Below are 24,559 nucleotides of genomic sequence, written 5' to 3'. Positions count from 1 at the left end.
ATGACATATGGCGACGAAGAAGCAGCTGCGCATGACGATGAAACTCTCGAGCGGCAAGGAGCTGACGATGAGCCTCATGGACCCGAAGGACGGACTCACGAAGGCGGAGGTCACGACCTGCCTGCAAAACGTCATCGACAAGAAGGCGATTGTCGTAGGGGAGGCATATCCCGTCTCCGTCAAGGATATCGCGATCCAGACGGTGGACACGGAGCAGCTTGCCTGAGGGCAATGCCGATTCCACGGCCCCGCAGGAATCTGCGGGGTTTTTGTATGCGGCGGATTTGGCGCTCTGCCGCGCGGAGAGGAGTGAGGTCTTGCATATCGCAGACAAATTTGATACACTCTATAGGTATCGATGATCCCGATACGATGCGGTTGTAGCTCAGATGGATAGAGCATCTGCCTCCTAAGCAGAGGGTCGCGCGTTCGACTCGCGCCAATCGCACCATTGACGGCACAAAAGACTTCTCACGGCGAGGAGTCTTTTCTCAGTTTGGAAGGATTTTGAAGGGAGCAATGGACGTGAAACGGAAGGTTCTTGCAGGGCTGATGGCTCTTTTGGCGCTTGGCGGGCTCTCGTCTGCACAGGCGGCAGCGACGTACGAAGAGGAGCCTGCTGCAGAGGTGCAGGACAACGCGAAGAGTGCGGAGCCGAAGCTTTTCCCGTGGCTGAAGGTTGAGGATCAGCGCCGCGTGCTGTACGTGGACGGGCGCATGGTCGCATGGGTCAGCTTTCCCGAGATCACCGTTGTGGGGGACGACTACCCCGTGCTGCAGCGCACCCTCCGCAACTGGAGCATGGAGCAAAGGCGGCACAGCGATGATGCGGAGGAGGATTTGGAAAGGGCGGCGAGCGAGCTGATGCCCTCATTTCCCTACTATGAGTACAGCGTTGTTGACCGTTGGGGGCGGATCGATGACGAGGTCGTCAGCTTTGCTCTGCAGAGCGCCTCGTACAGCGGCGGCGCGCACCCGCTGCACGGGATCGTGACGGTGAACCTCCATGCGGAGACGGGCGAACCAATTTCTATCGACGAGATTGTCGCGGGGCGTGACATCCTCCTGCTTGCCCTTGCGGATGCCTTCCGCAAGCAGTATCCCGGGCGGGAGAAAGATCTCTTTACGCATGACATTGACGAGGCACTGGCAGAGTATCATGACGGCGGTGAATGGCAGGAGTATCTCATATGGATGCTCGATGCGAACAATGATCTCCACGTCTTTTACAACCCCTACGACATTGCCTCGTACGCTGCCGGCAGCTTTGAGCTGACCCTGCGGCGGGATGTGTACCCCGAGGTGTTCAAGCGCGACTTTACCGACTAAATTTCGTTCAGATAAAAAATGAGCTGTACGCCAGATGCGTACAGCTCATTTTTTTGCAGCGGAGTCAGCCCTTCCCAAATCCAAACAGGGATTTAAGTTTGCTGCCGATGCCGGAGGACTTGCTCTCATCTGCAATGACGTTGTCCATATCCGGCACATCGTCATAGAGGTCAGAGTCCTGTACCTTGCGCGGCTTTGCATCGCTCCGGCTCTCTGTGTCATCCGCGCCGAGATCGAAGCCAGCGCCGTAGTTCGGAGAGAAGCCGCTGATGATGGGGATGCCGCAGTTCGGGCAGGCATTGGCGGAGGAGGGGACGAATTTGCTGCATTTGGGACAGAACATGATTGCCTCGCTTTCTGTATGCGGATGATCTGTGAGAGTTTCAAAAGGCGGCATGTATCGCGCGCTACAGATGCGCCCCATTCCCCTAGCCTGCGGAGGTATCCGCCCTGAGAAGCCGCACCGCGCCCACGAACGACAGCACGGCGCAGAGTACCCAGAGTGTGATAAACGCCGTGTCGTCCGTCGTGCCGATGGAGAGGAACTCCTCGATGACGGCAGCGCCGATGTCATCCTCCTCGAGCATGTCAAGGCTGCCGAGGAAGCGGGAAATCTCTGCGGTGGAGATGAGGTTGGGCAGGAGCATCGCGAAGACCATGACGGCCTCCCATGAGCTCCGTCCAATGCTGCGGAGGCGGCGCAGGACGAGCGGAAGCGCGGCAAGCGGGTAGATTGTGCCGCCGATGATCAGCGCGAAGAAGTCGGAGCCGATGGGAGCGAGACCAAGGGATTTGAGAATGGCGGCGAAGGGGGAGAGGACGCTCTGGCCGACGGTGGGGACGATGATGCCTGCAGCGGCGAGGACGATCAGGGTGCGCAGGACGAACGGTCTGCGTGCAATCGTCCCCGTGCTGCTGAGAAATGCCGCGCGTACGGAGGGGATTGCCTCCTCGACGGGCAGTTCTCCGTAGCGATTCGCGGCGGGTGCCCCCTTTTTCAGAAAGATCCATGCGCCGTAGAAGGACAGGATAAAGAAGGAGATAAGACAAAGGGCGACATAGAGAGATACGAGCATGCCGAAGATGAAGCCCATTTCATCGGGGCTGTCAAACATGGTGAGGTCGGGGATGCGGTTCATCCCCTCGAACAGTGCGGCGAAGAAAGAGAAGAAGAGGACAGGGAGACCGAGAGCGACGAGGCTCGCGAGGATCAGCGGGAAGGCAAGCCAGCCGCCGCAGCCGATGTCGTGCAGCCGCCGCACGGTGGCGGGGATGGCGAGGAGCGGCAGGAGGATGGCGGAGAGTGTGAAGAGACCGGCAAGCCCCATGATCAGGAGCGTCCAGAACGCGGCGCTTTCCTCACGAAAGAATGCCGTCGCTGTGAGGTAGGTCAGCGGCAGCAATGCGGAGATGGCGGCGAAGCTGCAGAGGGACATACCGCCGCAGAGTTCTGCGATGGTCAGTGCATAGTCACGGCGGGTAAGCCTGCCTCTCGTTGTAAATATTGCATCATTCATGACAGTGCCCTGTCAGTTCTGCGGATCTTTGGGCGGCTGGATATCCGTCGGAGCGTCCGTATACGCCCTGCGTGCATATGGATTCTCGGGTTCCGGCGCGGCAGCCGCAGCGCCGAGCGGGTCGGCACCGTAGGCGTTGTCGCCCGCCGTCCCCATTTTGAAGAGGATGTAGAGCAGAAATCCGAGGCTGACGATCGGGACGAGGGCGAACAGGACGAAGAAGCCCGAGAGCCCGATGTCGTGCAGGCGGCGGATCATCAGCATATAGCTTGAGACGGTGATGGGAATGCTGAGCAGGGTGAAGAGCCCGTAGATTCCCATGACCGTATTCTCATCCGGATGCATCAACGTATCCGTGGAGGTGACGAGGAGGATTCCCATGAGGATGTAGAGGCCGATGCCGATCCCTGTGAGCGCGAGGAGACGCTTGAGGAAGCGCAGACGGTTCAGCCGCCCGTCCCATCGAAAGAAGTTCTCCTTGATGCCGTTGTCGATTTGGTGCATTTGATTCTCCTTACTATATATTATGAAAACGTCCTCATTGTAGCATATCACGAAAGGATTGGCAAAATAAAGGGTTATAGATGATAGGGTTTGGGGCACCAAGACTGCTGTATCGTTTGATATGCTATAACGTTCCCACAAGTATCCGTCATTTTCTGTCTTTACCTGTGTTTCTCTGCCTTCTGCGCGGAGAACTGCTCCGTGAGATTGTCCAGATACGCGGCAAGCCGTGCGCGGCTGCCCTCATGCGCGAGCTGCGCGACCACCATCATATGGTGTCTGAGATCGTGACGCATACGGCGCGAGCTGCGCCATAGGGCGAGCATCGTTTGATAACGCGCCTCCTCTCTGCTGCGAATCATCTGCTCATGGAGCTGCCGTGTGTGGAGTGCGTTGCCCTCCTCCGTATAGCGTACGAGGAGGTTCGATACGCGCAGGTATTGGATGAGGGCGAGCGGGAGCAGCAGCCGCGCAGCGATGATCGTCGGCTGCACCGATGTGCCCGATGGATCCGCAGCGACCGCGAGCGCGACGAGAATCACCTCATAGCCGCAGAGATAGAGCCAGAGCCGCCGATCATCAACGGACAGCATCGGCATGAGCAGGTGACGGATCGTATGCAGCGCGGCGGGCAGGACGAGGAGGAACATCATGGGGACGAGCAGACATTTCCACAGTCCCGGCGGCAGTCCTGCGCCGAAGAAATGCTCCGCCGCCGCACCAATCGTCCCCGCAAGCATCAGCAGCGGATAGACGAGCAGGGCGATCGAGAGCACGCGCAGCGGGCGGTCATGAATCGTCGCCGTCATATAGAGTACGGCGAGCGGACGGCACAGGAGGGCAGTCAGCGACATGTCAAGCCCGGCCGTCATCTGTATGCACTGTGTCAGTACGAGGAGAAGCATATAGCCGACGAGGACGCAGCTCCGCGCAAAACGCAGCCGCTCACGAAAGACATAGAAAACGAGCAGGTCAAAGGGCGGGGCACACACGAGTGTATGCAGCAGCCGAATCTCTGTGTCGGTCATGATCTGCCGCCCTCCTCGCAGCCGTCCGTCCGCGTCGGCGCGCCGTTTGCCGCGCTGTCCGCCGTCGCCTGCAGTACAATCGAGACAGCAAAGAGTTCGCCCTCCGCCGCAATCTCCATTGTTCCGCCATAGTGCTCCAGACTCGCGCGTATGCTCTCCATACCGATGCCGCGCTCGGTATAGCCGCGCTTGGACGAGAGCAGATGCTCCTCTGCATCGTAACGCAGCTCTCCGTCATAGCTGTTGTCTGCCGTCAGAAAGAGCGTGTCCCCCTGATGAACGAGTGCGAGACGCAGGATGCGCGGGGCATCGGGCGCGACGCGTTCCAGTGCCTCGGCGGCGTTGCGGAGCAGATTGCCGAGGATCGCCGTCAGATCGAGCGGGGCAATCGGATTCTCCGCACCAACCTCAATGCGGTATGCCGTCTGAACGCCGAGCCGTTCAAAGATTGGCTGCCAATAGCCGACGAGAATATTCACCGTCTCATTTGCACAGACGGGCGCGCAGCGTGTTTGGATCAGAGATGCGGCGTCGCCCATCAGCCGCTCGATGCCCGCCGTGTCTCCCTGTGCGAGCATCGCCCGCGCCGCAGCAATCATCTCTGTGAACTGCGTGCGAAAAGTGCGCGTCGTGCGGTCATTTTCCTCCATCCGCGCCGCATTCTGACGCGTGACCGCCGCCATCTCCGCCTCGCGTGCAGCCTGTTCGCGCAGTGCACGCTGACGCAGCCGCGCATTCATGGCATAGAGTGCCAGACCGATGCAGCAGAAACCGCCGACCGCCCCGCTCAGACGAACAAAGAGTGCCGTATGTGTCCGCAGATCATTGAACGGCGAGAGCAGGATCGTGAGCACCAGAATCAGCATGCCCAGCCATGCGAGCGGCGTCCATACCGCATCAAAGGAATCATCCGCAAGCAGCGGTGCGGCGATCGTGCGCCCATAGTACAGAAAAAGCGGCACAGCAATGGGGAGGCAGGCAATCGTGCAAAGCCCCGAGAGCAGGAACGGCACATCGAAGATCGGACAGGCATCCTCCACGGCGTAGATCACCGTCTGCATGGCGAACCAGAACAGCCCCGGGGGGATGAGAATGCAGATCTGCTTGCCGATCGGCACGCGCGTCATCGCGAGCAGATAGAAGAAGATAAAAAAGAGAAACGGAAAGGCGATGCGCCGCGAAAATACCGTGACGGCCTCGATCTGGATGGCGGCCTCGATCCCCGTGAGCAGGAGCAGCCCCGCAATGATCGGCAGCGGAGCAAAACGCAGATAGCGGCGAAAGATGTAGAGACGGATCAGGTTGACGGGCAGAATGTGAACCGCCGTATACAGCAGCGTTACCATCGGTACGGCAAGCGGATACTGCATGAGTTCGATCATCGGCGATGGGTGCATGAGTCCTCTCCTATGACGAAAATCCCGCACGCATCTTCTTCAGCATATAGGCGCGGTAGCTGTGCTCGACCTCGCTGCTGCGGCGCGTCGCAATCGGCAGGAGTGTGCCGTCCGCCAGCAGAATGCCGTCCGCAGTCAGCTGATGGATATAGTCCATATTGACCAGCAGACTGCGGTGGCAGGAGAGGAACATCGGCATGGCATCGAGCAGCTCCCGTGCGCGGGCGAGCGTCATATAGGGAGAGAGTGTCGTGCCGTCCGTCAGATGGAACGAGCAGCGGCGCCCGTCCGCATCGACATAGCGAATGTTTTCGATGGGGACGCGCTCCTCTGTATAGTCAATCGTGAGCGTGATGGTGGGACGATCCTTTTTGAAGAACGGCGTGCGCGACAGTGCCTCGCGCACCCCTGCCTCCGTGACGGGCTTGATGAGATAGTGCGCCGCCGTCACGCCGAATGCCTCGACCGCGTGCTCGCGGCTCGTCGTCACAAAGATGATCGCGCAGTTTGTATTGAAGGAGCGCAGAATCTGTGCCGTACGGATGCCCGTGCGCTCGCCCAGATAGATGTCGAGAAAGACAATGTCGGCGCGCGCGGAGGACATATGTGCAAGGAATTTCTTATCATCCGTGAACGCGCGAATCATAGGGCGCGGCATATGATCCGAACAGATCGTGTCGAGTGTCATGCAGAGCGTGTGCAGATCGTTCGGATTGTCATCGAGCACCGCAATCTTCATAGCATATATGCCCCCTTTTTTATAAAACATTTTATGAAAATAAGAAAAAGATTGCAAGTGTAATTTGATATCTTTCGCGTTCATGACATACTTTCGTCGTTTATAACCAACTTCATTGATATTTCTCTTAGATGTGAGAAAATAATGATAGCATAAGCAAGTCGTTCTGTATCCAATATAGTCCTTTCGTAACAGTAAAGCGGAGGAAAAAGATGGCCTATGAAATTGCGTTTGGTGTAGACACGGGCTATGTAAAATACGCGGGCATCGTCATGACCTCCATTGCCGCGGAGAATGCGGGGGAGGAGATTGGCTTTCATCTTGTCTGCGACGGGATTGCGGAGGCGGACATCGTGCGGCTGCAGGCATTCCGCGCCGACTTTCCGAGGACGGATGTCCATATCTATGACGCACGCGCGGCACTCGATGCCATTCCGTTTCCCAATGGGATTCCGCATGAGCGGATCAACCGCAGCGTATTCACGCGGATTCTCATGCCGGAGCTGGTACCGCAGGAGCTGACGCGGATCCTCTACCTCGATGCCGACACGCTCTGCGTCGGGCGGCTCGCCGGTCTCTATGCACACGACCTCGGCACGGCGCCGCTCGCTGCTGCCCGTGAGGGCGACGGCGCACGCAAGGCACAGCGCATCGGCATGCGGGGGACGGACTACTTCAATGCGGGCGTCATGCTCATCGACCTCGCGCGCTGGCACTCCATGCGGCTGACCGCACGCGTCCTCGATGCGTGGCGCACGCATGGTGCCTCGTTCCCCCTCCTCGAACAGGACGCGCTCAACTATGTTCTGGACGGGGATTTTGCCGTACTCGAAAAGCACCATGTGCGGCTGATGGATGCCTTTGCGCCGTGGGATGTGGACTTTGCGGCGGAGCATACGATCTGGCATTTCCTCAACGAGGGGAAACCGTGGATTCGCTATGCCGACCCGCGCGTGCGTGAGCCTTATTGGCAGGTGGTACGAGACTCGCCGTGGCGCGGCCTTACGCCGTCCGAGCCGTGGGAGACCCGCATCGCCTACCTCGCGGGCTGTCACGCCGAGCAGGCGGAGGACTACCCTGCGGCGGCGCAGTATTTTCACGCGGCGGCGGAGCGGCTGATGGAGTTCTATCTGGAGCATACGCACAGCATGGGAAAAACCGATAAGGAGAATTGAAATGAAGCCGAATGCAAAAGAGAAACAGATGCGCCTGCGTGCGCAGACCGCGCTCGCGCTCACACTGGGCATGGGCATCCTGCCCGCAGCGGCACACGCTGCGCCCATCACATCATCCCAGACCTATACCGCCGATACGACAGAGACGCGTGATGTGGAGATAACGGGCGGAACGATCACCGTGGAGGGCATCGATCAGGATACTCCCCCGTCACACCATGCGAACCGTACGGCAACCCTCACGGGGAACGTCAGGATCATCAATCCGTCGGGCAATGTCCTTGAGGCGCTCAGTCACGGGGATGGTACGGAGGACTGGACGGGGATTCTGACGGTCAATCCGAATGGAACGAAGAGAGTGCAGCTGCACGGCGATATCCTCGTTGGCAGACCCGATAACCCCACTGAGAGAGGCGGCTATGTCAATCTCTATCTGAGCGGCAGGGACTCCTACTTTGCGGGCGGGATTAAAGATGTAACCGGTAATCCGCCGAGCACGCGCGGCGGCGTGCGCCTCGTACTCTCGAACGGGGCGACGTGGTATCCGAAGGCGGACAGTTATGCGCTTGCTGCCCCGAATGATCTTGGTCAGACGCGTAACGGCGGCACATGGTCGTCGGATTCGAACAAGCCGCTCGGCTTCCATCTCTCGGCGAACGGCGGCGCGATCAACATGGCGTTTGCCGCGCCGACCACGCCGCGTGCGGCTGCCGCAGGACAGCGCACGCTGACCTTTGCGAATACGGGAGCGTCTCTGAACGGCGCGACCTTCCGCATCTCTACCGACCTCACGAATGGCCGCGCGGATCAGGTCATACTGAACGGCGTGTCGTCGAACAATCACTACCACCTGCAGGTTGCCTACGATCCGGGGATGAACGCGTTCCCGGCCGAGACGGACTATGAGATTTCGCATCCGTCGCAGATCAAGATATTCGAGTCAAGCAATCCGAACGATACATACGATACACCGGAGTACAAAACGCGGAAAGCCGTTGCGGCGGGACTGCTGCAGCAGGACTTCACCGTAAGACCGACGACCACGGAATCGCAGGCGGGCGGCAAGAAGACCGTGTATATAACGAAGATCGCGGGCAGGGCGATGACGCCAACCGACGGCCCTGCCCTGACCGCCGCCGATCTCCTCATGGATATGGCGCTCGCCCAGCTGAGCGCATGGCGCGGCGAGAACAACGATCTCCATCGGCGCATGGGCGCGCTGCGTGCGGGCGGGGAGCCCGGCGCATGGGTGCGCGGCTACGGCGGCAGGAACGAGTTCGGCAGCTACCCCACGACGGGGCGCTACAGCGGCGTACAGGCCGGCATTGACCGCGCCGTCCCGCTGAAGGACGGCACCCTCTTTACGGGCATCGCCGCCTCGATGATGAACGGCAGCGCACACAACCGCGATCTCGACGGCAGCTATCGGTCGCATTTCTTCGGTGCATACGGCAGCTACATGGGAAAGCGCGGCGACTACATCGACGCGATCGTGAAATACGGCCGCATGACGAATGATGCGACCGCCGTCTTTGACGGCACGGCGTACACGGGCGGCTACGGCGTGAACGGCTGGAACATCTCCGTCGAATACGGGCGGCGGATGCCCTTGCGCGATCATTTCTACTGGACGCCGCAGGCAGAGCTGAACTACGGACATATCGGCGGCGCTTCCTACACAATGCGCGCGGGCAGCATGGCGGGCGCACACATCGACAGCGATGCCGTCACCTCCCTCATCGGGCGCATCGGCGCGCAGATCGGCTATGAGGATGAGCGCGGTACCGTCTATCTGAAGCTCGGCTTCCTGCATGAGTTCAAGGCCGACCTCCACATGCGCGCGGCGTATGGATCGACCTCCATTGACCGCAGCTATTCGGCGCGGGACAGCTATTTCGAGTACGGCGTAGGCTTTGCGCGGCGCGTCGGCAGAGCGGATCTCTATGGCGAGCTCAGCCGCACGGCGGGCGCAGATGCCATCAGCGAGAAGTGGAAGGCGAATCTCGGCGTGCGCGTCGAGTTCTAAGAAAATTCATCGGAGGCGGACAGGATGTTTACAAAACAGCAAAAAAAACGGTATTTAGCACTCGCGGCGGCACTGGCCATCGGGGGGAGTCTCTGGGGCGGCGCCGCCTGTACGGAGGCGGCAGATGCCTATACCATAGACGCGGGGAATCCGACGCCGGATGCGGCTCACTCCGTGCCGGATGAAGGGCTTGGCCCCGGTGTTGCCGCCGGATTCACGAACGCCGCCGCCCCCCTCACGGGAAATACGCTGACCGTGGACGGCGTGACCTATGCGGGGCTTGCGTACGGCGGCTACAATAAGGGCGGCGGCGTGACAGGGAATCGTCTCATCATCCAAAACGGGGGCGGGATTTCCCCCTATGGGTTCGTCGGCGGCAAGGCCTACGGCGGACGCGCCGCCCTTGGCGGAGATGCCCGTGGCAATACGGTGACCATCAACGGCGGCTCGGCGCGGTATGTCTATGGCGGCTATGCAGAAGGTACAGGCAGCGCCGACGGGAACAGGGTGACCCTCACAAGCGGCACAGTGAATAGTGTCCTCGGCGGTTCTGCAAAAGGCACAGGAAACGCCAACGGGAACACGGTGATCATCACCGGAGGCGACGTGCATGCTGTCTATGGCGGCCATGCAGCGGGGCCAAATAATAATCCAAATCATGAATCAGGAAACGCTGACGGGAACACCGTCGACATAGGAGCCGTCAACGTCGATTTCGTCTATGGCGGATCCTCCGAGTATGGCACGACGAACAACAACACGATCCATCTCCGCGGCACTCGTGTGAGCGGCGACGTCGTGGGCGGCAGCAGACCGAATAGCACGGGCAACACGCTTGCCATTCATGATTTCGGTACGCGGGTGGGGGGCTTCGAGTATGTGCAGAACCTGCACTTCTATCTGCCGGAAGGGACGACGGGAAACAGCGGCAATACGATGCTCACCATTAACAGTCCCTCGGGTCAGGACATCCGCGGGGTTCATATCGGCGTGGGGGTTGCCGGACAGCGGAGCGCGCTGCAGAAGGGCGATGTCGTCAGCCTGATGAAGACCAGCCGCGGCGATCTGACAACGGATGCGGTGCTTGCCAACGACGTGTCGGGCATGCAGGGCGTGAGTCTGCGGTACAAGTTCGACCTGCAGAAGCGCAGCACTGATGAGCTCATCGCGACCGTCACGGATGCTGCGGTGATGGAGCAGACGAAATCCCTCGTCGAGACGCGAGCGGCGGCAAGCGCCCTGCTGAACGGCGGTGCGGATCTCCTGTCGGGGATGGGCATGTCTGCCGCCGAGGCTGCGGCGGCTGCGCCGAACGCTGCGGCGGCAAACGGGTCGAATGCGGCGATCAGGAGCGGCAGCTACGAGATCTGGGCGGCGCAGGGAGGCTCCGGCGAGCGCATAGAGACAGGCTCCTACGTGGACGCGAAGGGCTGGAGCCTGAACGTCGGCTTCGCCAAGCAGGACGCAATCGGCGCGGGCAAGCTGACCTACGGCCCCTTCGTCGAATACGGGCGCGGCTCGTACGATTCCTATCTCGACGACGGTACGCATGGCGACGGCGCGTCGAGCTATATCGGCGGCGGCTTTATGGCGAAGGCTGCAGACGCAGATCAACGCTATGTCGAGGCGAGCCTGCACGCAGGCCGCATCAAGAGCGACTACAGCGGCAGCATCTCCGGCACGTCCACGAGCTACGATGCGTCGAACAGCTACCTCGCGGGACATATCGGCATCGGCAAAAAATTCGACCTCGGCACGGATGCCGCACTCGACGGCTATGCAAAGTACTTCTGCTCCCATCAGGGCGGCACGAGTGCCGCCCTCGCCACAGGCGAGAAGTATGACTTCGGCTCCGTGACATCGAGCCGCGTTCGTCTCGGCGTGCGCTATACGAAGAAGCTGATGCCGCGCAGCGAGTTCTATGCAGGGCTTGCGTGGGAATACGAGTTTGGCGGCGACGCGACGGCGACGTACGAGGGCTATGAAACGCCCAGCCCCAGCCTCAAGGGCGGCAGCGGGATGCTTGAGCTCGGCTGTCGCTTTACGCCGAAGGAGAGCAGCGTCAGCTACGGTCTGAGCCTGACCGGCTGGCAGGGGGTGCGCAGCGGCATCACGGGCGGTGCGAACGTCAGCTGGGCATTCTAAGGAATCGCTGATAAAATGAAGTTCGTCGGATTGGTGCAGATTTTTTGTCCTGTCAAGGAGACAAACCGGACGCACAGCCCTTGATGTGCGTTCGGCTTGCCTCCCCGTTCGGACGAAAATCTGTATTGACGCGGGCTGTGCAATTCGATTTTATCGGAAGGCAATACAAATGGACAGCGCGCCGTTTGCGGAAACGGCGCGCTGTCCATGTCTATATAAAAAGTGTGGTTTGGGGGCTGTATCGTGTCTTGGTGCATCTTTTCCGCCCACTCTGCGTCGCCCGACCTCAGCATAGGTTTCTCACTATGCTGAGGTCGGTCTTCTTGATTGGACGAAAAATCTGCGGCCAATACGGTGTGCGGCTGAGCCGCTACGCTGCACCCTCCTCGTTCTCGGCGGAGACGGCGTTGCGGCCCTTCTCCTTCGAGATGTAGAGGGCTCGGTCGGCGCGGTCGATGAGGGCGCGCAGACGGTCCTTCTTGCCGTGCCACGTCGAGACGCCGAAGCTGAGGGTCACGCCATCGAGGCGCTGCTCGAGGATGCTTCGGAGGTGCTCGCAGAACGCGACCATCGCCGCGAGGTCATAGTGCAGGGCGAGGAGTACGAACTCGTCGCCGCCGTAGCGGATGAAGAGATGGCGGCGGTCGATCTTCTCGTGAATGGTGTCCGCGATGAGGCGGAGGATCGCATCGCCTGCGAGGTGCCCGCGCGTATCGTTGACGGTCTTGAAGTGATCCACGTCAAAGATGGCAAACGAGAATTTGAATCCGCGGTCGTAGGAGAGCGCGGAGAATTCGGCAAAGCCGCTGCCGAGCTGATGACGATTGTAGCAGCCCGTGAGGAAGTCCCGCTGCGCCTCGTTTTGTGAGATCTCAAGCTCGCGCACAAGATTCTCATTTTCCTGTGCGAGCGCGGCATCCTTCAGCATCTGCTCGCGGATCGTGTGAAAGATGAACGGAATGCTCGCATAGATCGAGAACACGGTGGTCGAGAGCATGGCGGAGAACTGATGATACTCCAAGTGCAGCGTGTCGATGCCGCCGAAGATGACGATCGCCGTCATGGCGAAGGTGCCGTAGCGGCAGGCGGGATACTGCTGCCAACTCGAACGAACAAGGGTGTAGATGAGTGTGAGGCTGCCGATGAGGAAGACCGGATACAGCAGGTTGAGCAGGTTCATATAGCCGTTGAACTGCATGATCTCCATGACGGTCGCCGCAGCGAGCAGGACGATGAATATGTTCTTTGCCGTCCTGACCTTGGAGATGAAGTGCGGCGCGACAATGTCCTGCGTGATCCGCGCGCAGATGATGGGTATGATGTAGAGCATGACGAGGTGGAGCTCCCACCAGAAATTTGCCATGCCGTAGATGCGCGGGAAGAACGATGAGCTTCCCGTTGTCCACAGGATGAAGCTCGCGAGGTAGGCGATGAGATAGAGCTGTATGCGGCGGCGCCCCGCCTTTGCGCCGCGCCACGCCAGATCCATGACGAGAAAGACGATCAGCGCGGCTGCGACCGACAGGCTCGAGATGTAGATCGCATCTGCGAGGCTGAGGCTGCGCAGGAAGAGGCGCGACGAGCCGAGCATAAAGTAGTCCATGCTGCCGAGCCAGTTCGGATAGCCTGAGTGCAGCAGGATCGTGAGCCGCTTGCCCGCGAGGTTCTGATCGAGATGGACGTAGTGGACCGCGCGCCCGCGCGATCCCGTGGGGTCGCTCCAGTCGCCGTGCATATAGACAAGCTCGTCGTCCACGTAGACGTAGGCATCCTGATTCGTCGTTGCAAAGAGGATGTGGTCGCCCGCAAAGCGTGCGGAGAGCGGAATGCGCCACGAGAGGTAGACGGCCGTCGTATCGTTTGGAAAGGGCGGCGGTACAGGGTAGTCGTACTCCTGCCAGTTAAAATTGCCCGCATGAAATCCGATGATGTCCTTGTACTCCGGATTCCCCTTCAGGACGGCGTACTCGGCGCGCATATAGGGATCCAGCGGTGTCGCGAGGAGACGCCACGCGATCATCGTCGCTCCGATGAGGAGTGATACACAGAGCAGGGTGAGTACATTCCCCCGCAGAAACACGAGTATTTTGTTCATGGGGTGCACCCCCTTGGGAAGAGGAGCAGATCTGATCGTTTACTGGTATTTATCTTGATTATATCATCCTATTAGATATAGAACAATAGGAAAAATGAAAAAGAATACGAATTTTAGCAAGAAAAATAATGTATACACGAAAAAGGGCGAGCCATATGAGAGCAAAGGCTTTCATTGGTTCGCCTATATTTTGTATTCATGGGAAGAATTGACACGTAAACCGAATACGTTCCGCACTGCGGTCAGGTTGGTGCAGGCCCCTCCGTTTCGGCGCATTCGTCCTCCCCCGAGACGGCGTTGCGCCCCTTCTCCTTCGAGCGGTAGAGGGCGCGGTCGCCGCGCTCCATCAGTGCGGACATAGTATCCTCCGGGCCGTGCCATGTCGATACGCCAAAGCTCAGGGTAACGTCGCCGAGCGCCTGTGCGAGACGCTCACGCAGCATGTCGCAGAACGCGACCATCTCCCCCAGATCGTGGTGGAGGGCGAGGAGGACAAACTCGTCGCCGCCGTAGCGGATGAGGATGTGGCGGCGGTCAATGCACGCATGAATTGTGTCCGCGATCTGTTTGAGCACCTTGTCACCGCCGAGATGGCCGCGCGTATCGTTGACCTGTTTGAAGTGATCCACGTCGAAGATGGCAAACGAGAAGGTGAAGCCGCGCGTATTGGCGAGTGCGGCGTACTTCGCAATGCCGTTCGCAAGCTGGTGGCGGTTGTATGCGCCCGTGAGGAAATCGCGGCTCGCCTCGTCCTGTGACTCCTGCAGCTCCTTCGACAGGGTTTCGTTCTGCTGCGCGAGACGTGCGTCCGTCAGCATCTGCTCGCGGATGAGGAAGAAGACGAACGGGATGACGGCGTAGATGGAGAAGATCGTCATGGAGAGGATGCCGGCAAGGCGGTGGTACTCAAAGTGCAGGGCGTCAATGCCGACAAAGATCGTGAGAGAGATCATGGCAACGCTGCCGTAGCGGCACGCGGGATACTGCTGCCAGTCCGAACGCAGGAGCGTATGGATGAGCACGAGGCAGCTGACGAGGAGGATGGGGTAGAAGAGATAGAGCAGGTTCATATAGCCGTCGAGCCCGAGGATCTCTGTAATGGCTGCCGTAACGAAGACGGTCATATAGATGATGATGGCGTTTTGTATATGTTTCGTATAGGCGGGAGCGATGATTTCCTGTATGACCTTGGCAAAGGTGATGGGCATGATGTAGAGCATCATGAGGTGGATCTCCCACCAGAGAGCCGGCATGCCGAGCATGCGTGAGAAGAATGACGAGGTGCCCGTCGTCCACAGGATGAAGCTTACGAGGAAGGCGATGAGGTAGAGCTGCATCGTTCGCCGCCGGTCGATGCCGCGCCAGACGAGGTCCATGACGAGGAAGACGATGAGCGAGAGCGCGATGGAGAGGCTGGCGATGTAGATGGCGTCCGTGAGGCTGATCTTGCGGATGAGGGAGCGCTCACTGTCGATGAAGAAGTAGTCGATGCTGCCGAGCCAGTTCGCATAGCCCGTGTGCAGCATGATCGTGAGCTGTTTGCCCGCGAGACTCTCGTTGATGTGGAGGAAGTGGAGCGTCCGTCCGTGCGTATCGGTCAGATCGTCCCAGTTGCCGTGCATATAGATGAGCTCATTGCCGAGGTAGACGTAGGCATCCTGATTCGTCGTCGTAAAGAGGATGTGGTTGACAAAGAGCGGTATCGTCTCCGGGAGCTTCCATCTGAGATAGACCGTCTTTGTGCCCTGCGGGATCGGGGGCAGCGCGGGATAGTCATAGGGCTGCCAGTCAAAACGGTCGGGGTCGAATCCGATGATGTCCTTGTACTCCGGATTGCCGTCGAGGACAGCGTATTCGGGCCGCAGTTGAGAATACGGCGCATTCGAAAGCGACTGCCAGCAGACGGCAGCCATGACGGCAATCACGACGCCGCTCAGCAGCGTGAACCGATTGCTCCATAGGGTGCGGAGGAGCTTTGACATATCCCTGTTCTTCTCCCATCGGTGCCGCTTCATAGGAGGGCTGTCCCCTCATGAAGTGAGCCTATGATATGATGAAATATATTATATCATAGACGCGGCGGAAAAGTAAGGGAGCCGCTGATAAATAGTAACGCAGTCGTCCCCGTTTGACGGAGAAGAAAGACTGCGAAGCGGCAAAATGGCACAAGAACGGGGCTGCTGCACGGCGTTTTGCGCGTTGTGCAGCAGCCCCGAGATAAGCGTCCTTAATAGACCTCGATTGTCATGCCCGCCTGGATATCGTCCTTCACGAGCGGTGCGTCGCCCTGCAGCATGATACAGCCCGGGCGCTCCGCCGTATCACCGCCCTTGAACGAAAGCGTGCAGTGCCCCATCTCCCTGAGCGTATCGAGTGCCTCGTCGCCGATCGCCGTAATCGTGAACGCCTTGTCGCAGACCACCATCGTATCGCCGACGGCGGGATCTGCATTATAGTTTCCCGGCGTGTGAAGGACGGAGAACGATGCCAGCTCTGCCGGCGCATTGTTGTTGAAGATAATGATGAAGTTGGTCTCCGGATTGTCGAGGAAGAGGAGCGCCTCATCGCCCCAACTCGTGATTTCGCAGTGGTATTTCATGCTGTATCCTCCTGCTGTATGAAATGTTCCGTTCCTGTCAATCTCAGCCGCGCGTCTTGCCGCCCGCGACGTTGTAGGTGACGCCGTGGATGTAGGAGGCACGGTCGGAGGCGAGGTAAACGACGAGGTCGGCAACCTCGGAGAGCTTGCCGCTGCGTCCGAGCGGTGTGGTCTTCGTGCTTGCATAGCCCTTGCGCAGATCGTCGACCGTGATGCCGCGCGTGTAGGCGAGTGCTTCCTCATAGGCAAGGGTACGCAGCCCCGTCGCTTCGAGAATGCCGGGCGCAACGCCGATGACGCGCACGCCGTACTTGCCGAACTCCTTCGCCCACGAGCGTGTGAAGGAGTTGACGGCGTTCTTTGTCGCGGCGTAGATGCTCTGCCCCTCGGAGCCCTCGATGCCGCTCTCGGAGCTCATGTTGATGAGTACGCCGTGTCCCTGCGCGACGAGTTCGCGTCCGACTGCCTGTGCGCAGAGGTAGACACCCTTCAGGTTGACCGCCGTGACCTTCTCGAATACGCTGTCGTCCAGTTCGTATTTTCCGTGCGGATCCTTCGGGTCGACGAGGAGGCGCGGGATGTTGATGCCGGCGTTGTTGACGAGAATGTCGATGCTGCCGAACCGTTTCTTTGCCTTCTCCACCATTGCCTCGACGCTCGCCCGCTTCGTCACATCGGTGACAATATAGAGCATCTTGCCGCGTTTGTCTTCAAATGTGGGAGCCTCGGGGTTCATATCGCAGACGACGACATTCGCTCCCTGCTCCAAAAAGCCCTCCGCGACCGCCTTGCCGATGCCCGACGCGCCGCCCGTGACGATGGCCGTTTTTCCTTCGAGATGCAACCAGCTCATAATCTATTCTCCTTCTGCACGATTTTCCAGCAAACCAGCTCAGTTCTCGTAAAGTCCCGCGCTCGCAACCCACGCGATGATGACCGCAAGAGGACCTGTCATGAAGCGCGAGTAGAGGACGGCGGGCACGCCGATCTCGACAGTCTTTGCGTCCGCCTCGGCGAGGCCGAGCCCGACGGGGATGAAGTCGCAGGCGCACTGCACGTTGATCGCAAAGACTGCGGGGAGCGCGAGGTTCGGCGGGATGTGCCCGAGTCCGATCTCAACGCCGATGAGCACGCCGACGACCTGCGCGATGACCGCCCCTGGCCCAAGGAATGGGGAGAGGAGCGGGAAGGAGCAGATCAGTGCGAGGATGACAAGCCCGATCGGAGATGCCGCGAGCGGCGAGACGAAATGCGCCACGAAGTCGCCGAAGCCCGAGCCGAGGATGACGCCGATGAGCATGGAGACAAATGCCATGAACGGCAGAATCGTTGTGATAAGCGTATTGATGGACTCGCGCCCCGCCTGATAGAACGTCGCGACGATGCCGCCCATCATCTGTCCGACCTTTGCCATGAGACTGCCGGACTGCTCTGTGATCTTCTTCGAGGTGTCGTACTTCGGCTTTGCTTCCTCCGTCTGCGCCGCTGCGGGAGCTGCTGCAGGCGCGGCTGTACCGTCGCTGAATGCGATGTTTGCGGGCTTGACTGCCGAGACGTAGATGTCGGGTTTGATGTATTGCGCGAGCGGACCCGAGGGGCCCGTCTGCTTGATGTTGATGGTGAAGATGCGCTTCTGCGGATAGATGCCGCAGCGCAGTGTACCGCCGCAGTCGATGACCGCTGCGAGGATCTCATCCTCGGGGACGCTGGTCTTGAAGCCGTCCACGACCTCCGCGCCCGTCATCTCGCCAAGGCGCACGGCAACATCAGAGATCACGCCGCCCGTGATGTTGACGATCTTGTTCCGCTTCTCATCCGGCGTGAGGGCAAGAGGCCCGCCAAAGCCGCCCGAGCCTGCCGATACGATGACGCTCTTGTATTCGCTCATGATATGTTCTCCTCTCCGATTGCCTTAGCTCTTGAGCACTGCGGGTTCTTTGCTGAGCTGCACGCCCTGTTGACGCTGCACATATGCTGTCGTAAAGTCCGTCAGCCAGCCGCGCAGGAAGTTGACAATGAGACCGACGAGCAGATAGCGCAGTGCGAGATCGGTGTACGGCAGTCCGAGTGTGGTGATGCCGTTCGCAACGCCGAGGAAGACGAACATCTCGCCCGGGTTGACATGCGGGAACATGCCGTTCATCGTGTGGCATGCGGAAGATGCCGCCGCATAGTAGGAGGGTTTGTAGTACTCGGGCAGGAATTTGCCGAGCGAGAGCGCCATCGGATTGCAGAGGAAGAAGACGCCGATGAACGGGAGTACGACATAGCGCGAGATGGGGTTGCCCGCACAGAGGTGGGCGAACTTCTCGACGCGCTCGTTGCCGACGAAGAGCACAATCGCATTCATCGCGACGAGCAGGCAGACGAGGGTCGGGATGATGCCTGTGACCCATCCGATGAGGGTTTCGCCGCCCTTATTGAACATGCCGATGAAGCCCTCGGCAAAGAGAATCAAGGTATCCATGAACGTGTCTCCTTTCCTGTGGAAACGAAATCAAGTCAGATTTATGCGTGACCGGCAAGGGCCTCCCCCTGCTCCTGATAGATGATGTACTCCTCGCGTGCACCGAGTACGGCACGGCGCGTCTGACGGTCATAGGAGACGAGATCCGCCTCCGTGAGATCGAGCAGATTTCTGCCCGTGAAATCATCAAAGGTACGAAAGCCCGCAAATACGGTGACGCCCTTCATGATCTCACCGCGCACGATGCTGCATGCGGGGTCGATGACGAAGAGGACGATTGCCCCTGCGACGAAACGCCCTTTTTCCTTGCCGATGGCGACGCGTCCCTCGCGGCGCATCTCCTTTACATGCGCCGCGAAGCGCTGAAACTGCAGGATGCTCAGGACAAGTTGGAGCACCCACATGAGTACGGCAATCAGAGCAAGCCAGAGCATAGGGATCGTTCCTTTCGTCATTCGTTCAATAAAATCTTTGCAGTCTCCTCATCCGTGATGAGGACGTTGATGAAATGTCCGCGCAGTGCTCCGAGGATCGCAGGCACCTTCTCGCGCGATGCCGCCATGCCGATGCTGTAGTCGAGTGCACGGAGGCGTTCGAGCTCGACGGCGATGATGCGGTCATGGAACTCTGTGGTGACGGGTTTTCCTTGGATGTCGTAGAACATGGAGCAGATCTCGCCGACCACACGCTCCCGCAGCAGGCTCTCAATCGCCTCTCTGCCGAAGCTGCCCATCCAGACGAGATTCGAGGACTTTACGGGTGCACCGATGCCGACGATGCCGATGTCAAGCTTCTCCCAGAACTGCATGATCTGCTCGAAGTTCACATCTTGGCGGATCGCTGCTGCAATCTCCGCCGTACGGGCAATTGCAGGCGCGTAGATGTAGTGACTGCGTCCGCCGAACGCATTCGCGAGTTCATAGCAGAGCGTGTTCACATGGAGATCGCTGTCGACGCTCTCAGGGCCGCCGTCGAGCGGAACAAAGTCCGCGTCGATCGGGTGCAGCCGCTCCGCCGCCGCATAGCGCGTCAGCTCGCGGATGCTCGTCCCCCATGCAAGGCCGATGGTCTGCCCGTCGGTCACAATGCGCCGCAGGAGACTCAGCCCCGCCTGTGCCATGCGGCTCTTGACCTGCGCGAGGTCGATGCTGCGGGCGACGACGTATGCCTCTCGAAGTCCGAAGCGACGCTCAAGTGCGCTTTCAAGTTCCTCGTTGCTGTCCGTCTCGACGGTGATGCGGACAATGCCCGCCGCAAGTGCCCGCTTGAGATACTTGCTCACCGTTGTGCGGTCGACACCGAGGCGTGCGGCGATCTCGCTCTGCTTCAAACCATCTGTATAGTAGAGGTTTGCCGCCTTGATCAGGATTCGTTTATCCACGGCCTGCATATTGTTTTCCTCCTAGGAGAATTCATCTTCACATTTGTGAAGGGCTAGCGCTATTGTCGTCCTGACAAGCTGAATATAGCGCGAAGCTGAAAATAAGACAAGAAAAACCGCCGTAAAATCTGTATTTCACAGCGGTTTTTCGTTATTTTTAAGTTTTATTGTCACGTTTGTGAAACTATCGTCTCGTATGTGATGATAGAGCTTCTACGCGTGGAATCCGGAGAGGTCGAGGGCGTCAAAGTCCGCGATGAGCTCCCGTACGGTGCGTTCAATCGCGTCCGCACCGCCTGCGGCATCCGCCTCGATATTGAGCGGCATGTTCGGGTCGTGCAGCGACATGCGCAGCAGCGCCCAGCCGCCGTCAAACACGATGCGCACGCCCTCGTAGGAGGGGCTGGCGATCGTGAGCCCCTTTGCCTTTGCGCGTGCTTCGAATGCGGCAAGCACCTCCTGCCCGTAGGCTTTCGGATCGCTTTGGCCGAGGATCTTGATGCGGATCTCGCGTGCCTCAGCGGGGTGGCGGAGGTTTGCGATGAGATCGTCGAGGGTTCTCCCCTCCGCACGTGCCTTTGCCGCCGCGATGAGGAGCTTGACGGCGAGATAGGCACCGTCGTCGAGGTAGTAGTTCTCGCTGAGTGCCCCGTGCCCCGAGGTCTCAATGGCGAGGGGGGAAACCTCGCCCGCCTCGTTGCGGCGGATGCACTCGTTGATGACGTTCTTGTAGCCGCGCATGTAGCGCAGGTGCTTCAGATGCAGGTCATGTTCGAGGAAGTCATGCAGCCCGTCCGAGGTCACAGAGTCTGTGATGATGGTCGAGCCGGGGTAGTCCGGTGCGAGGATGGCTGCCATCATGGCGATCAGGGCGTTGCGGCTGACATCGGTGCCGTCCGCGAGGACAGCGCTCATGCGGTCGACGTCGGTGTCGAAGATGAGCCCGAGGTCGGCATCGTTCTCGATGACGGCCTCCTTGATCGCACGCATGGCTTCTGGGTCCTCGGGGTTCGGAATGTGGTTCGGGAAGTGTCCGTCGGGGTCAAGGAACTGGCTGCCCGAGGTGTCCGCGCCGAGCGGCGTGAGGATGCGTCCTGCAAAGAAGCCGCCCGCGCCGTTGCCCGCATCGACGACGATCCGCATGCCCGCGAGCGGCTTTTCTGCGCCGCCGAGTGCTGTGCGGATTTTGCCGACAAGGTGATCGCTGTAGCGGCCGATGAGGTCGAATTTCAGCACGTTGTCGAGGCTGCCGTGTGCCTCCTCCGCCTCGGCAGCGTAGGCGAGGATCTTCTGGATGTCGGCCTTGTCTGCGCCGCCCTCGGCGGTGAAGAATTTCAGTCCGTTGCGGTTGTAGGGGAGGTGGCTCGCCGTGATCATGATGGAGCCGTCCGCCGCTGTGTCCTCGAAGATGGTCGCCATGAACATGGCGGGCGTGGAGGCGAGCACGCAGTCAATGCCGTGTGCGCCCGTGTGTGTGAGCCCCGTGAGGACGCAGTCCTTGATGGCGAGTGCGGAGATGCGCGAGTCGTGGCCGACAGCGATCTGCAGCTCGGCGGGCTTCTTGCCGGTCTTCTCCGTGAGGAGACGAACAAAGCCCTTTGCAATGCGGTTTGCCGCCTCGGGGGTGAGGGTGACGGGCTCGCCTTCGACTCCCGGGACGGCGACACCGCGGATGTCGCTGCCGTTCGCGAGCTTCTTGAAATCATCGTGCGTCAATGGCATTGGGATTCCTCCTTTGATTATTTTGGCGTTATGCTTTCGTACCGTGCAGGCTCTGCTGGGGGTTCGCTTCGGAGCATCACACGGCACGCACGATTCGCAGATCACTATGCACCGAAGAACTCCTCCTCGAGGGCGATGCAGAGGGTATGGTAGATCGGGAGGTGGTACTCCTGTATCATATATGTCTCCTCGGCGGGTGCCTTGATCACAATGTCGGCGTAGCCGCCCATGACGCATTTGCCGCCCGATGCGCCCGTGAGTGCGATCGTCGTGAGCCCCAGTGCCTTCGCCATGCGGAAGGCGTAGAGCACGTTTTTCGAGTTGCCCGAGGTCGTGATGCCGAGCAGGACATCCTCGGGCTTTCCAAGTCCCAAGACCTGCTGTGCAAAGGTGAGGTCGGGTGCCTGATCGTTCGAGAACGCCGTGCTGATCGCGAGCTGCGAGGGCAGCGAGATCGCGGGGAGTGCGCCCTGCAGGTTCTGCATAAAGTAGTCGACGGTCTTTGGATCGGTCGCGTCGCATGCCTCGTGCAGCTTCTCAATCAGATCCTCGTCGAGGTGGCGCGGCAGGAGAAAGCCCTTCATCAGCTCGCCGACGATGTGCTCCGCATCCGATGCACTGCCGCCGTTGCCGCAGACGATCAGCTTGCCGCCCGTACGGCAGCTCGTCACGAGTGCCTCAATCGCGGCGCGGATATCTGTGCCGCAGACCTCGAGCGCGGGATAGCGCGCGATGAGCGTGTCTACGGCGGCGCAGGAAGAATCTTTCATTTTTGTTGCTCCTTTGTGGCTGGTGTTTGTATTTCTTTTATTATGGATGATATGAACGGCTTTTTCAAGGGGAAAACGGTGATAAATATGGGAAAGGAGAACGGTATTTGTTTAAATTTATAGTTATTTATAGCTATTTTATGGAATTTGTTTTTATTGTTTTCTGAGGACGCAGATGTGAAGCGGTGATGGTGATGAGACGTCAGAAAAGTAATGAAAACGCCCCGCAGATGCATATCTGCAGGGCGTTTATGTCTTTGCTGCTACCGGCTGCGGTAGTGGTCGGCAATCGCACGCGGGCTGTCACCGGCGAGACCCGTGTGTACGGGCGCTGTGTAGGATGCGGGTGCGCCCTGCGGACGTATGTCCGTGATGGGTGGCTGCGGTGCTGCCGCCTGCTGCGGACGTGCCGCACGCTGGTAGACGTTCTCCTCCTTGCGGCCGCGGAAACGGTTCCAGAGCCAGCGGATTGCCATGAAGGCGACCACGGCGATCGCGACGTTCGCAAGGACACCGAGGATGTCGGCGAGGAAGCCGCCGCCCATGCCGAACATGGAGGCAAGCAGTCCGCCGAGCATCATGCCGCCCGCGAGGAGGCCGATGTTCCGCAGGGTGTTGCCCCAGCCTGTGCCCTTCTGTGCCGCTCCTGCGGCATTCGGTGTATTCGCCTTTGCGCCTGCGGCGGGCGCGTTCTTGTCGAGCTGATTTACGCTCTTGGAGGGAGCGTAGCCCGCGCCGTTGCCGGAGACAGATTTGCTCTGGCTGCCGCTCTGGGTGCTCGGTGCCGCCTTCGGCGCGGGCGCAGACTTCGGTGCGATGCGCGCACCGCCCTTTGCCGCCTCGGCCTGCGCGCCGAGGGTGCTCTGCACGGTCTGCGGGAGGATGAGGGGGGCGGTAAAGGTCAGCGAGCCGACCATCGCCGCAGCGATAAGTTTCTTTAGGTTCATTCGATGTTCTCCTTTAATATATCATTCGATACGGGGATAGCCCCGGTATTCGTAACCGAATTGAAAAACGCAAATTAATACCTTGACGAGCGGTGCTCCGTAGCAAACCCTAGTGGAGCAAGCGGGAAAAAGTGTGCGACCCGCCCCCTGCGGATTTTGACCGTTCAAGCGAAGCGCGTTTGAAATCCGCAGGTATTGGGGAATCACGAACGCAATGATGTTGTTCAGATTGGTGCAGATTTTCCGTCCTATCAAGGAGATAAACCGGAAGCATAGCAGTGGCTATGCTGAGGATTTATCGACACAGAGAGGGCGAAAAAGATGTGCCAAGATGGATAACTGAATGCGTCCGTGATTCCCCTCGCGGACGAGCACACGACCGCTTGCGTAACGAGGCGTTCTGCGAGGAGCACGCGAGGATGCCTTACTCCCGATAGGACTTTACATCCTCGGGGAAGGCGTAGATCTCGCCGACGGTGTCGAGCTCGCCCGAGAGATAGCGGTCGATGTCGTCCACGTCGATGTAGAGCTTGCACTCGATGTCGAGATAGCCCTGCTCGCGTCCGTCGGAGAGGTCGCGGATCGCCATGAGCTTCTCGCGGAGCTTCAGGAGGTCGGTGCGCGTCGCGTGCACATCGAGGCGCAGCTGCGGCACGCCGTATTCTTTGAGGACTTCATCCATGGTCATGCGTTGTGACATTGTATTTTCCTTTCGTTT

23 protein-coding genes and 1 tRNA gene are annotated in these 24,559 nt (G+C 59.5%); 6 read left to right on the top strand and 18 right to left on the bottom strand.

Going from position 1 to position 24,559, the window contains the following annotated elements; genetic code table 11:
* The first annotated feature begins 7 nt into the window (after window positions 1-7).
* The 3 genes from BCS37_RS11225 (at window position 8) to BCS37_RS11215 (ending at window position 1,329) form a co-directional block, all read left to right on the top strand.
* The gene (locus tag BCS37_RS11225; protein WP_069181484.1) at window positions 8-226 is read left to right on the top strand and encodes a DUF2922 domain-containing protein; all 219 of its coding nucleotides are present in this window, start codon (window positions 8-10) and stop codon (window positions 224-226) included.
* A 148-nt stretch (window positions 227-374) separates the two neighbouring features.
* Window positions 375-451, top strand: a tRNA-Arg gene (locus BCS37_RS11220).
* 74 nt (window positions 452-525) lie between these two features.
* Window positions 526-1,329, top strand: coding sequence for a DUF3298 and DUF4163 domain-containing protein (locus tag BCS37_RS11215; RefSeq protein ID WP_069181605.1), 804 nt, complete (start codon window positions 526-528; stop codon window positions 1,327-1,329).
* Window positions 1,330-1,393: 64 nt separating this feature from the next.
* Here BCS37_RS11215 and BCS37_RS11210 read toward each other — a convergent pair whose 3' ends face one another.
* From BCS37_RS11210 to BCS37_RS11185, 6 genes are all read right to left on the bottom strand, one after another.
* Window positions 1,394-1,672 (bottom strand): hypothetical protein, encoded by a 279-nt coding sequence (locus BCS37_RS11210; RefSeq protein ID WP_069181604.1) that lies wholly within the window; start codon window positions 1,670-1,672, stop codon window positions 1,394-1,396.
* 85 nt (window positions 1,673-1,757) lie between these two features.
* Entirely contained in the window at window positions 1,758-2,846 is a 1,089-nt protein-coding gene (locus BCS37_RS11205; protein ID WP_069181483.1) for a DUF805 domain-containing protein, read from the bottom strand.
* Between the two features lie 12 nt (window positions 2,847-2,858).
* A complete protein-coding gene (locus BCS37_RS11200; RefSeq protein ID WP_069181482.1) occupies window positions 2,859-3,350 on the bottom strand; it encodes a DUF805 domain-containing protein in 492 nt (163 codons plus the stop codon).
* A gap of 161 nt (window positions 3,351-3,511) precedes the next feature.
* Window positions 3,512-4,378 carry a beta-carotene 15,15'-monooxygenase gene (locus BCS37_RS11195; protein WP_069181481.1) on the bottom strand — a complete coding sequence of 289 codons (867 nt, stop codon included), beginning with the start codon at window positions 4,376-4,378 and terminating at the stop codon, window positions 3,512-3,514.
* Entirely contained in the window at window positions 4,375-5,775 is a 1,401-nt protein-coding gene (locus tag BCS37_RS11190; protein WP_069181480.1) for an ATP-binding protein, read from the bottom strand. Before BCS37_RS11190 ends, BCS37_RS11195 begins: the two co-directional genes overlap by 4 nt.
* A 10-nt stretch (window positions 5,776-5,785) precedes the next feature.
* Complete coding sequence (locus tag BCS37_RS11185; protein ID WP_069181479.1) at window positions 5,786-6,514, bottom strand: LytR/AlgR family response regulator transcription factor; 729 nt, start codon at window positions 6,512-6,514, stop codon at window positions 5,786-5,788.
* 212 nt (window positions 6,515-6,726) lie between these two features.
* Between BCS37_RS11185 and BCS37_RS11180 the strand changes: the two genes are divergently transcribed.
* The 3 genes from BCS37_RS11180 to BCS37_RS11170 are packed head-to-tail and all read left to right on the top strand — an operon-like array spanning window position 6,727 to window position 11,860.
* Window positions 6,727-7,689 (top strand): glycosyltransferase family 8 protein, encoded by a 963-nt coding sequence (locus tag BCS37_RS11180; RefSeq protein ID WP_069181478.1) that lies wholly within the window; start codon window positions 6,727-6,729, stop codon window positions 7,687-7,689.
* 1 nt (window position 7,690) lies between these two features.
* Complete coding sequence (locus tag BCS37_RS11175) at window positions 7,691-9,715, top strand: autotransporter outer membrane beta-barrel domain-containing protein (RefSeq protein ID WP_069181477.1); 2,025 nt, start codon at window positions 7,691-7,693, stop codon at window positions 9,713-9,715.
* Between the two features lie 24 nt (window positions 9,716-9,739).
* Window positions 9,740-11,860, top strand: coding sequence for a hypothetical protein (locus tag BCS37_RS11170; protein ID WP_069181476.1), 2,121 nt, complete (start codon window positions 9,740-9,742; stop codon window positions 11,858-11,860).
* 370 nt (window positions 11,861-12,230) lie between these two features.
* On the opposite strand, the gene BCS37_RS11160 is transcribed toward BCS37_RS11170, so the two are convergent.
* From BCS37_RS11160 to BCS37_RS11105, 12 genes are all read right to left on the bottom strand, one after another.
* Window positions 12,231-13,955 (bottom strand): GGDEF domain-containing protein, encoded by a 1,725-nt coding sequence (locus BCS37_RS11160; RefSeq protein ID WP_069181474.1) that lies wholly within the window; start codon window positions 13,953-13,955, stop codon window positions 12,231-12,233.
* A gap of 242 nt (window positions 13,956-14,197) precedes the next feature.
* On the bottom strand, window positions 14,198-15,937 hold the full coding sequence (locus BCS37_RS11155; protein WP_069181473.1) for a sensor domain-containing diguanylate cyclase: 1,740 nt from the start codon (window positions 15,935-15,937) through the stop codon (window positions 14,198-14,200).
* Between the two features lie 245 nt (window positions 15,938-16,182).
* Window positions 16,183-16,554, bottom strand: a complete 372-nt coding sequence (locus BCS37_RS11150) for a PTS glucitol/sorbitol transporter subunit IIA (RefSeq protein ID WP_069181472.1) — start codon at window positions 16,552-16,554, stop codon at window positions 16,183-16,185.
* Window positions 16,555-16,597: 43 nt separating this feature from the next.
* Entirely contained in the window at window positions 16,598-17,407 is an 810-nt protein-coding gene (locus BCS37_RS11145; protein WP_069181471.1) for an SDR family oxidoreductase, read from the bottom strand.
* A 39-nt stretch (window positions 17,408-17,446) separates the two neighbouring features.
* Window positions 17,447-18,442, bottom strand: coding sequence for a PTS glucitol/sorbitol transporter subunit IIB (srlE, locus tag BCS37_RS11140; protein ID WP_069181470.1), 996 nt, complete (start codon window positions 18,440-18,442; stop codon window positions 17,447-17,449).
* A gap of 24 nt (window positions 18,443-18,466) precedes the next feature.
* Window positions 18,467-19,021 carry a PTS glucitol/sorbitol transporter subunit IIC gene (gene srlA, locus BCS37_RS11135; protein ID WP_069181469.1) on the bottom strand — a complete coding sequence of 185 codons (555 nt, stop codon included), beginning with the start codon at window positions 19,019-19,021 and terminating at the stop codon, window positions 18,467-18,469.
* A gap of 41 nt (window positions 19,022-19,062) precedes the next feature.
* Window positions 19,063-19,455, bottom strand: a complete 393-nt coding sequence (locus tag BCS37_RS11130; protein WP_069181603.1) for a transcriptional regulator GutM — start codon at window positions 19,453-19,455, stop codon at window positions 19,063-19,065.
* Between the two features lie 17 nt (window positions 19,456-19,472).
* Entirely contained in the window at window positions 19,473-20,411 is a 939-nt protein-coding gene (locus BCS37_RS11125; RefSeq protein WP_069181468.1) for a sugar-binding transcriptional regulator, read from the bottom strand.
* A gap of 204 nt (window positions 20,412-20,615) precedes the next feature.
* Window positions 20,616-22,124: a phosphoglucomutase gene (locus tag BCS37_RS11120; RefSeq protein WP_069181467.1), complete on the bottom strand. Its 1,509-nt coding sequence runs from the start codon at window positions 22,122-22,124 to the stop codon at window positions 20,616-20,618.
* Window positions 22,125-22,228: 104 nt separating this feature from the next.
* Window positions 22,229-22,894, bottom strand: a complete 666-nt coding sequence (locus BCS37_RS11115) for a D-sedoheptulose-7-phosphate isomerase (RefSeq protein WP_069181466.1) — start codon at window positions 22,892-22,894, stop codon at window positions 22,229-22,231.
* Window positions 22,895-23,157: 263 nt separating this feature from the next.
* The gene (locus BCS37_RS11110) at window positions 23,158-23,841 is read right to left on the bottom strand and encodes a hypothetical protein (RefSeq protein WP_069181465.1); all 684 of its coding nucleotides are present in this window, start codon (window positions 23,839-23,841) and stop codon (window positions 23,158-23,160) included.
* Window positions 23,842-24,265: 424 nt separating this feature from the next.
* A complete protein-coding gene (locus BCS37_RS11105) occupies window positions 24,266-24,541 on the bottom strand; it encodes a hypothetical protein (RefSeq protein WP_006696457.1) in 276 nt (91 codons plus the stop codon).
* Window positions 24,542-24,559 lie beyond the last annotated feature (18 nt).

It is taken from the genome of Selenomonas sp. oral taxon 920 (assembly GCF_001717585.1).
Lineage (GTDB): Bacteria > Bacillota > Negativicutes > Selenomonadales > Selenomonadaceae > Centipeda.
This window is presented reverse-complemented; position numbering and strand designations above follow the sequence as displayed.

Coding starts and splice junctions, on each gene's coding strand:
- BCS37_RS11145 (WP_069181471.1), bottom strand. CDS start 17,407: ATGAGCTGGTTGCATCTCGAAGGAAAAACGGCCATCGTCACGGGCGGC.
- BCS37_RS11115 (WP_069181466.1), bottom strand. CDS start 22,894: ATGAAAGATTCTTCCTGCGCCGCCGTAGACACGCTCATCGCGCGCTAT.
- BCS37_RS11200 (WP_069181482.1), bottom strand. CDS start 3,350: ATGCACCAAATCGACAACGGCATCAAGGAGAACTTCTTTCGATGGGAC.
- BCS37_RS11150 (WP_069181472.1), bottom strand. CDS start 16,554: ATGAAATACCACTGCGAAATCACGAGTTGGGGCGATGAGGCGCTCCTC.
- BCS37_RS11175 (WP_069181477.1), top strand. CDS start 7,691: ATGAAGCCGAATGCAAAAGAGAAACAGATGCGCCTGCGTGCGCAGACC.
- BCS37_RS11170 (WP_069181476.1), top strand. CDS start 9,740: ATGTTTACAAAACAGCAAAAAAAACGGTATTTAGCACTCGCGGCGGCA.
- BCS37_RS11105 (WP_006696457.1), bottom strand. CDS start 24,541: ATGTCACAACGCATGACCATGGATGAAGTCCTCAAAGAATACGGCGTG.
- BCS37_RS11125 (WP_069181468.1), bottom strand. CDS start 20,411: ATGCAGGCCGTGGATAAACGAATCCTGATCAAGGCGGCAAACCTCTAC.
- BCS37_RS11155 (WP_069181473.1), bottom strand. CDS start 15,937: ATGTCAAAGCTCCTCCGCACCCTATGGAGCAATCGGTTCACGCTGCTG.
- BCS37_RS11190 (WP_069181480.1), bottom strand. CDS start 5,775: ATGCACCCATCGCCGATGATCGAACTCATGCAGTATCCGCTTGCCGTA.
- BCS37_RS11130 (WP_069181603.1), bottom strand. CDS start 19,455: ATGCTCTGGCTTGCTCTGATTGCCGTACTCATGTGGGTGCTCCAACTT.
- BCS37_RS11225 (WP_069181484.1), top strand. CDS start 8: ATGGCGACGAAGAAGCAGCTGCGCATGACGATGAAACTCTCGAGCGGC.
- BCS37_RS11160 (WP_069181474.1), bottom strand. CDS start 13,955: ATGAACAAAATACTCGTGTTTCTGCGGGGGAATGTACTCACCCTGCTC.
- BCS37_RS11120 (WP_069181467.1), bottom strand. CDS start 22,124: ATGCCATTGACGCACGATGATTTCAAGAAGCTCGCGAACGGCAGCGAC.
- BCS37_RS11195 (WP_069181481.1), bottom strand. CDS start 4,378: ATGACCGACACAGAGATTCGGCTGCTGCATACACTCGTGTGTGCCCCG.
- BCS37_RS11185 (WP_069181479.1), bottom strand. CDS start 6,514: ATGAAGATTGCGGTGCTCGATGACAATCCGAACGATCTGCACACGCTC.
- BCS37_RS11110 (WP_069181465.1), bottom strand. CDS start 23,841: ATGAACCTAAAGAAACTTATCGCTGCGGCGATGGTCGGCTCGCTGACC.
- srlE (WP_069181470.1), bottom strand. CDS start 18,442: ATGAGCGAATACAAGAGCGTCATCGTATCGGCAGGCTCGGGCGGCTTT.
- BCS37_RS11180 (WP_069181478.1), top strand. CDS start 6,727: ATGGCCTATGAAATTGCGTTTGGTGTAGACACGGGCTATGTAAAATAC.
- BCS37_RS11210 (WP_069181604.1), bottom strand. CDS start 1,672: ATGTTCTGTCCCAAATGCAGCAAATTCGTCCCCTCCTCCGCCAATGCC.
- BCS37_RS11205 (WP_069181483.1), bottom strand. CDS start 2,846: ATGAATGATGCAATATTTACAACGAGAGGCAGGCTTACCCGCCGTGAC.
- srlA (WP_069181469.1), bottom strand. CDS start 19,021: ATGGATACCTTGATTCTCTTTGCCGAGGGCTTCATCGGCATGTTCAAT.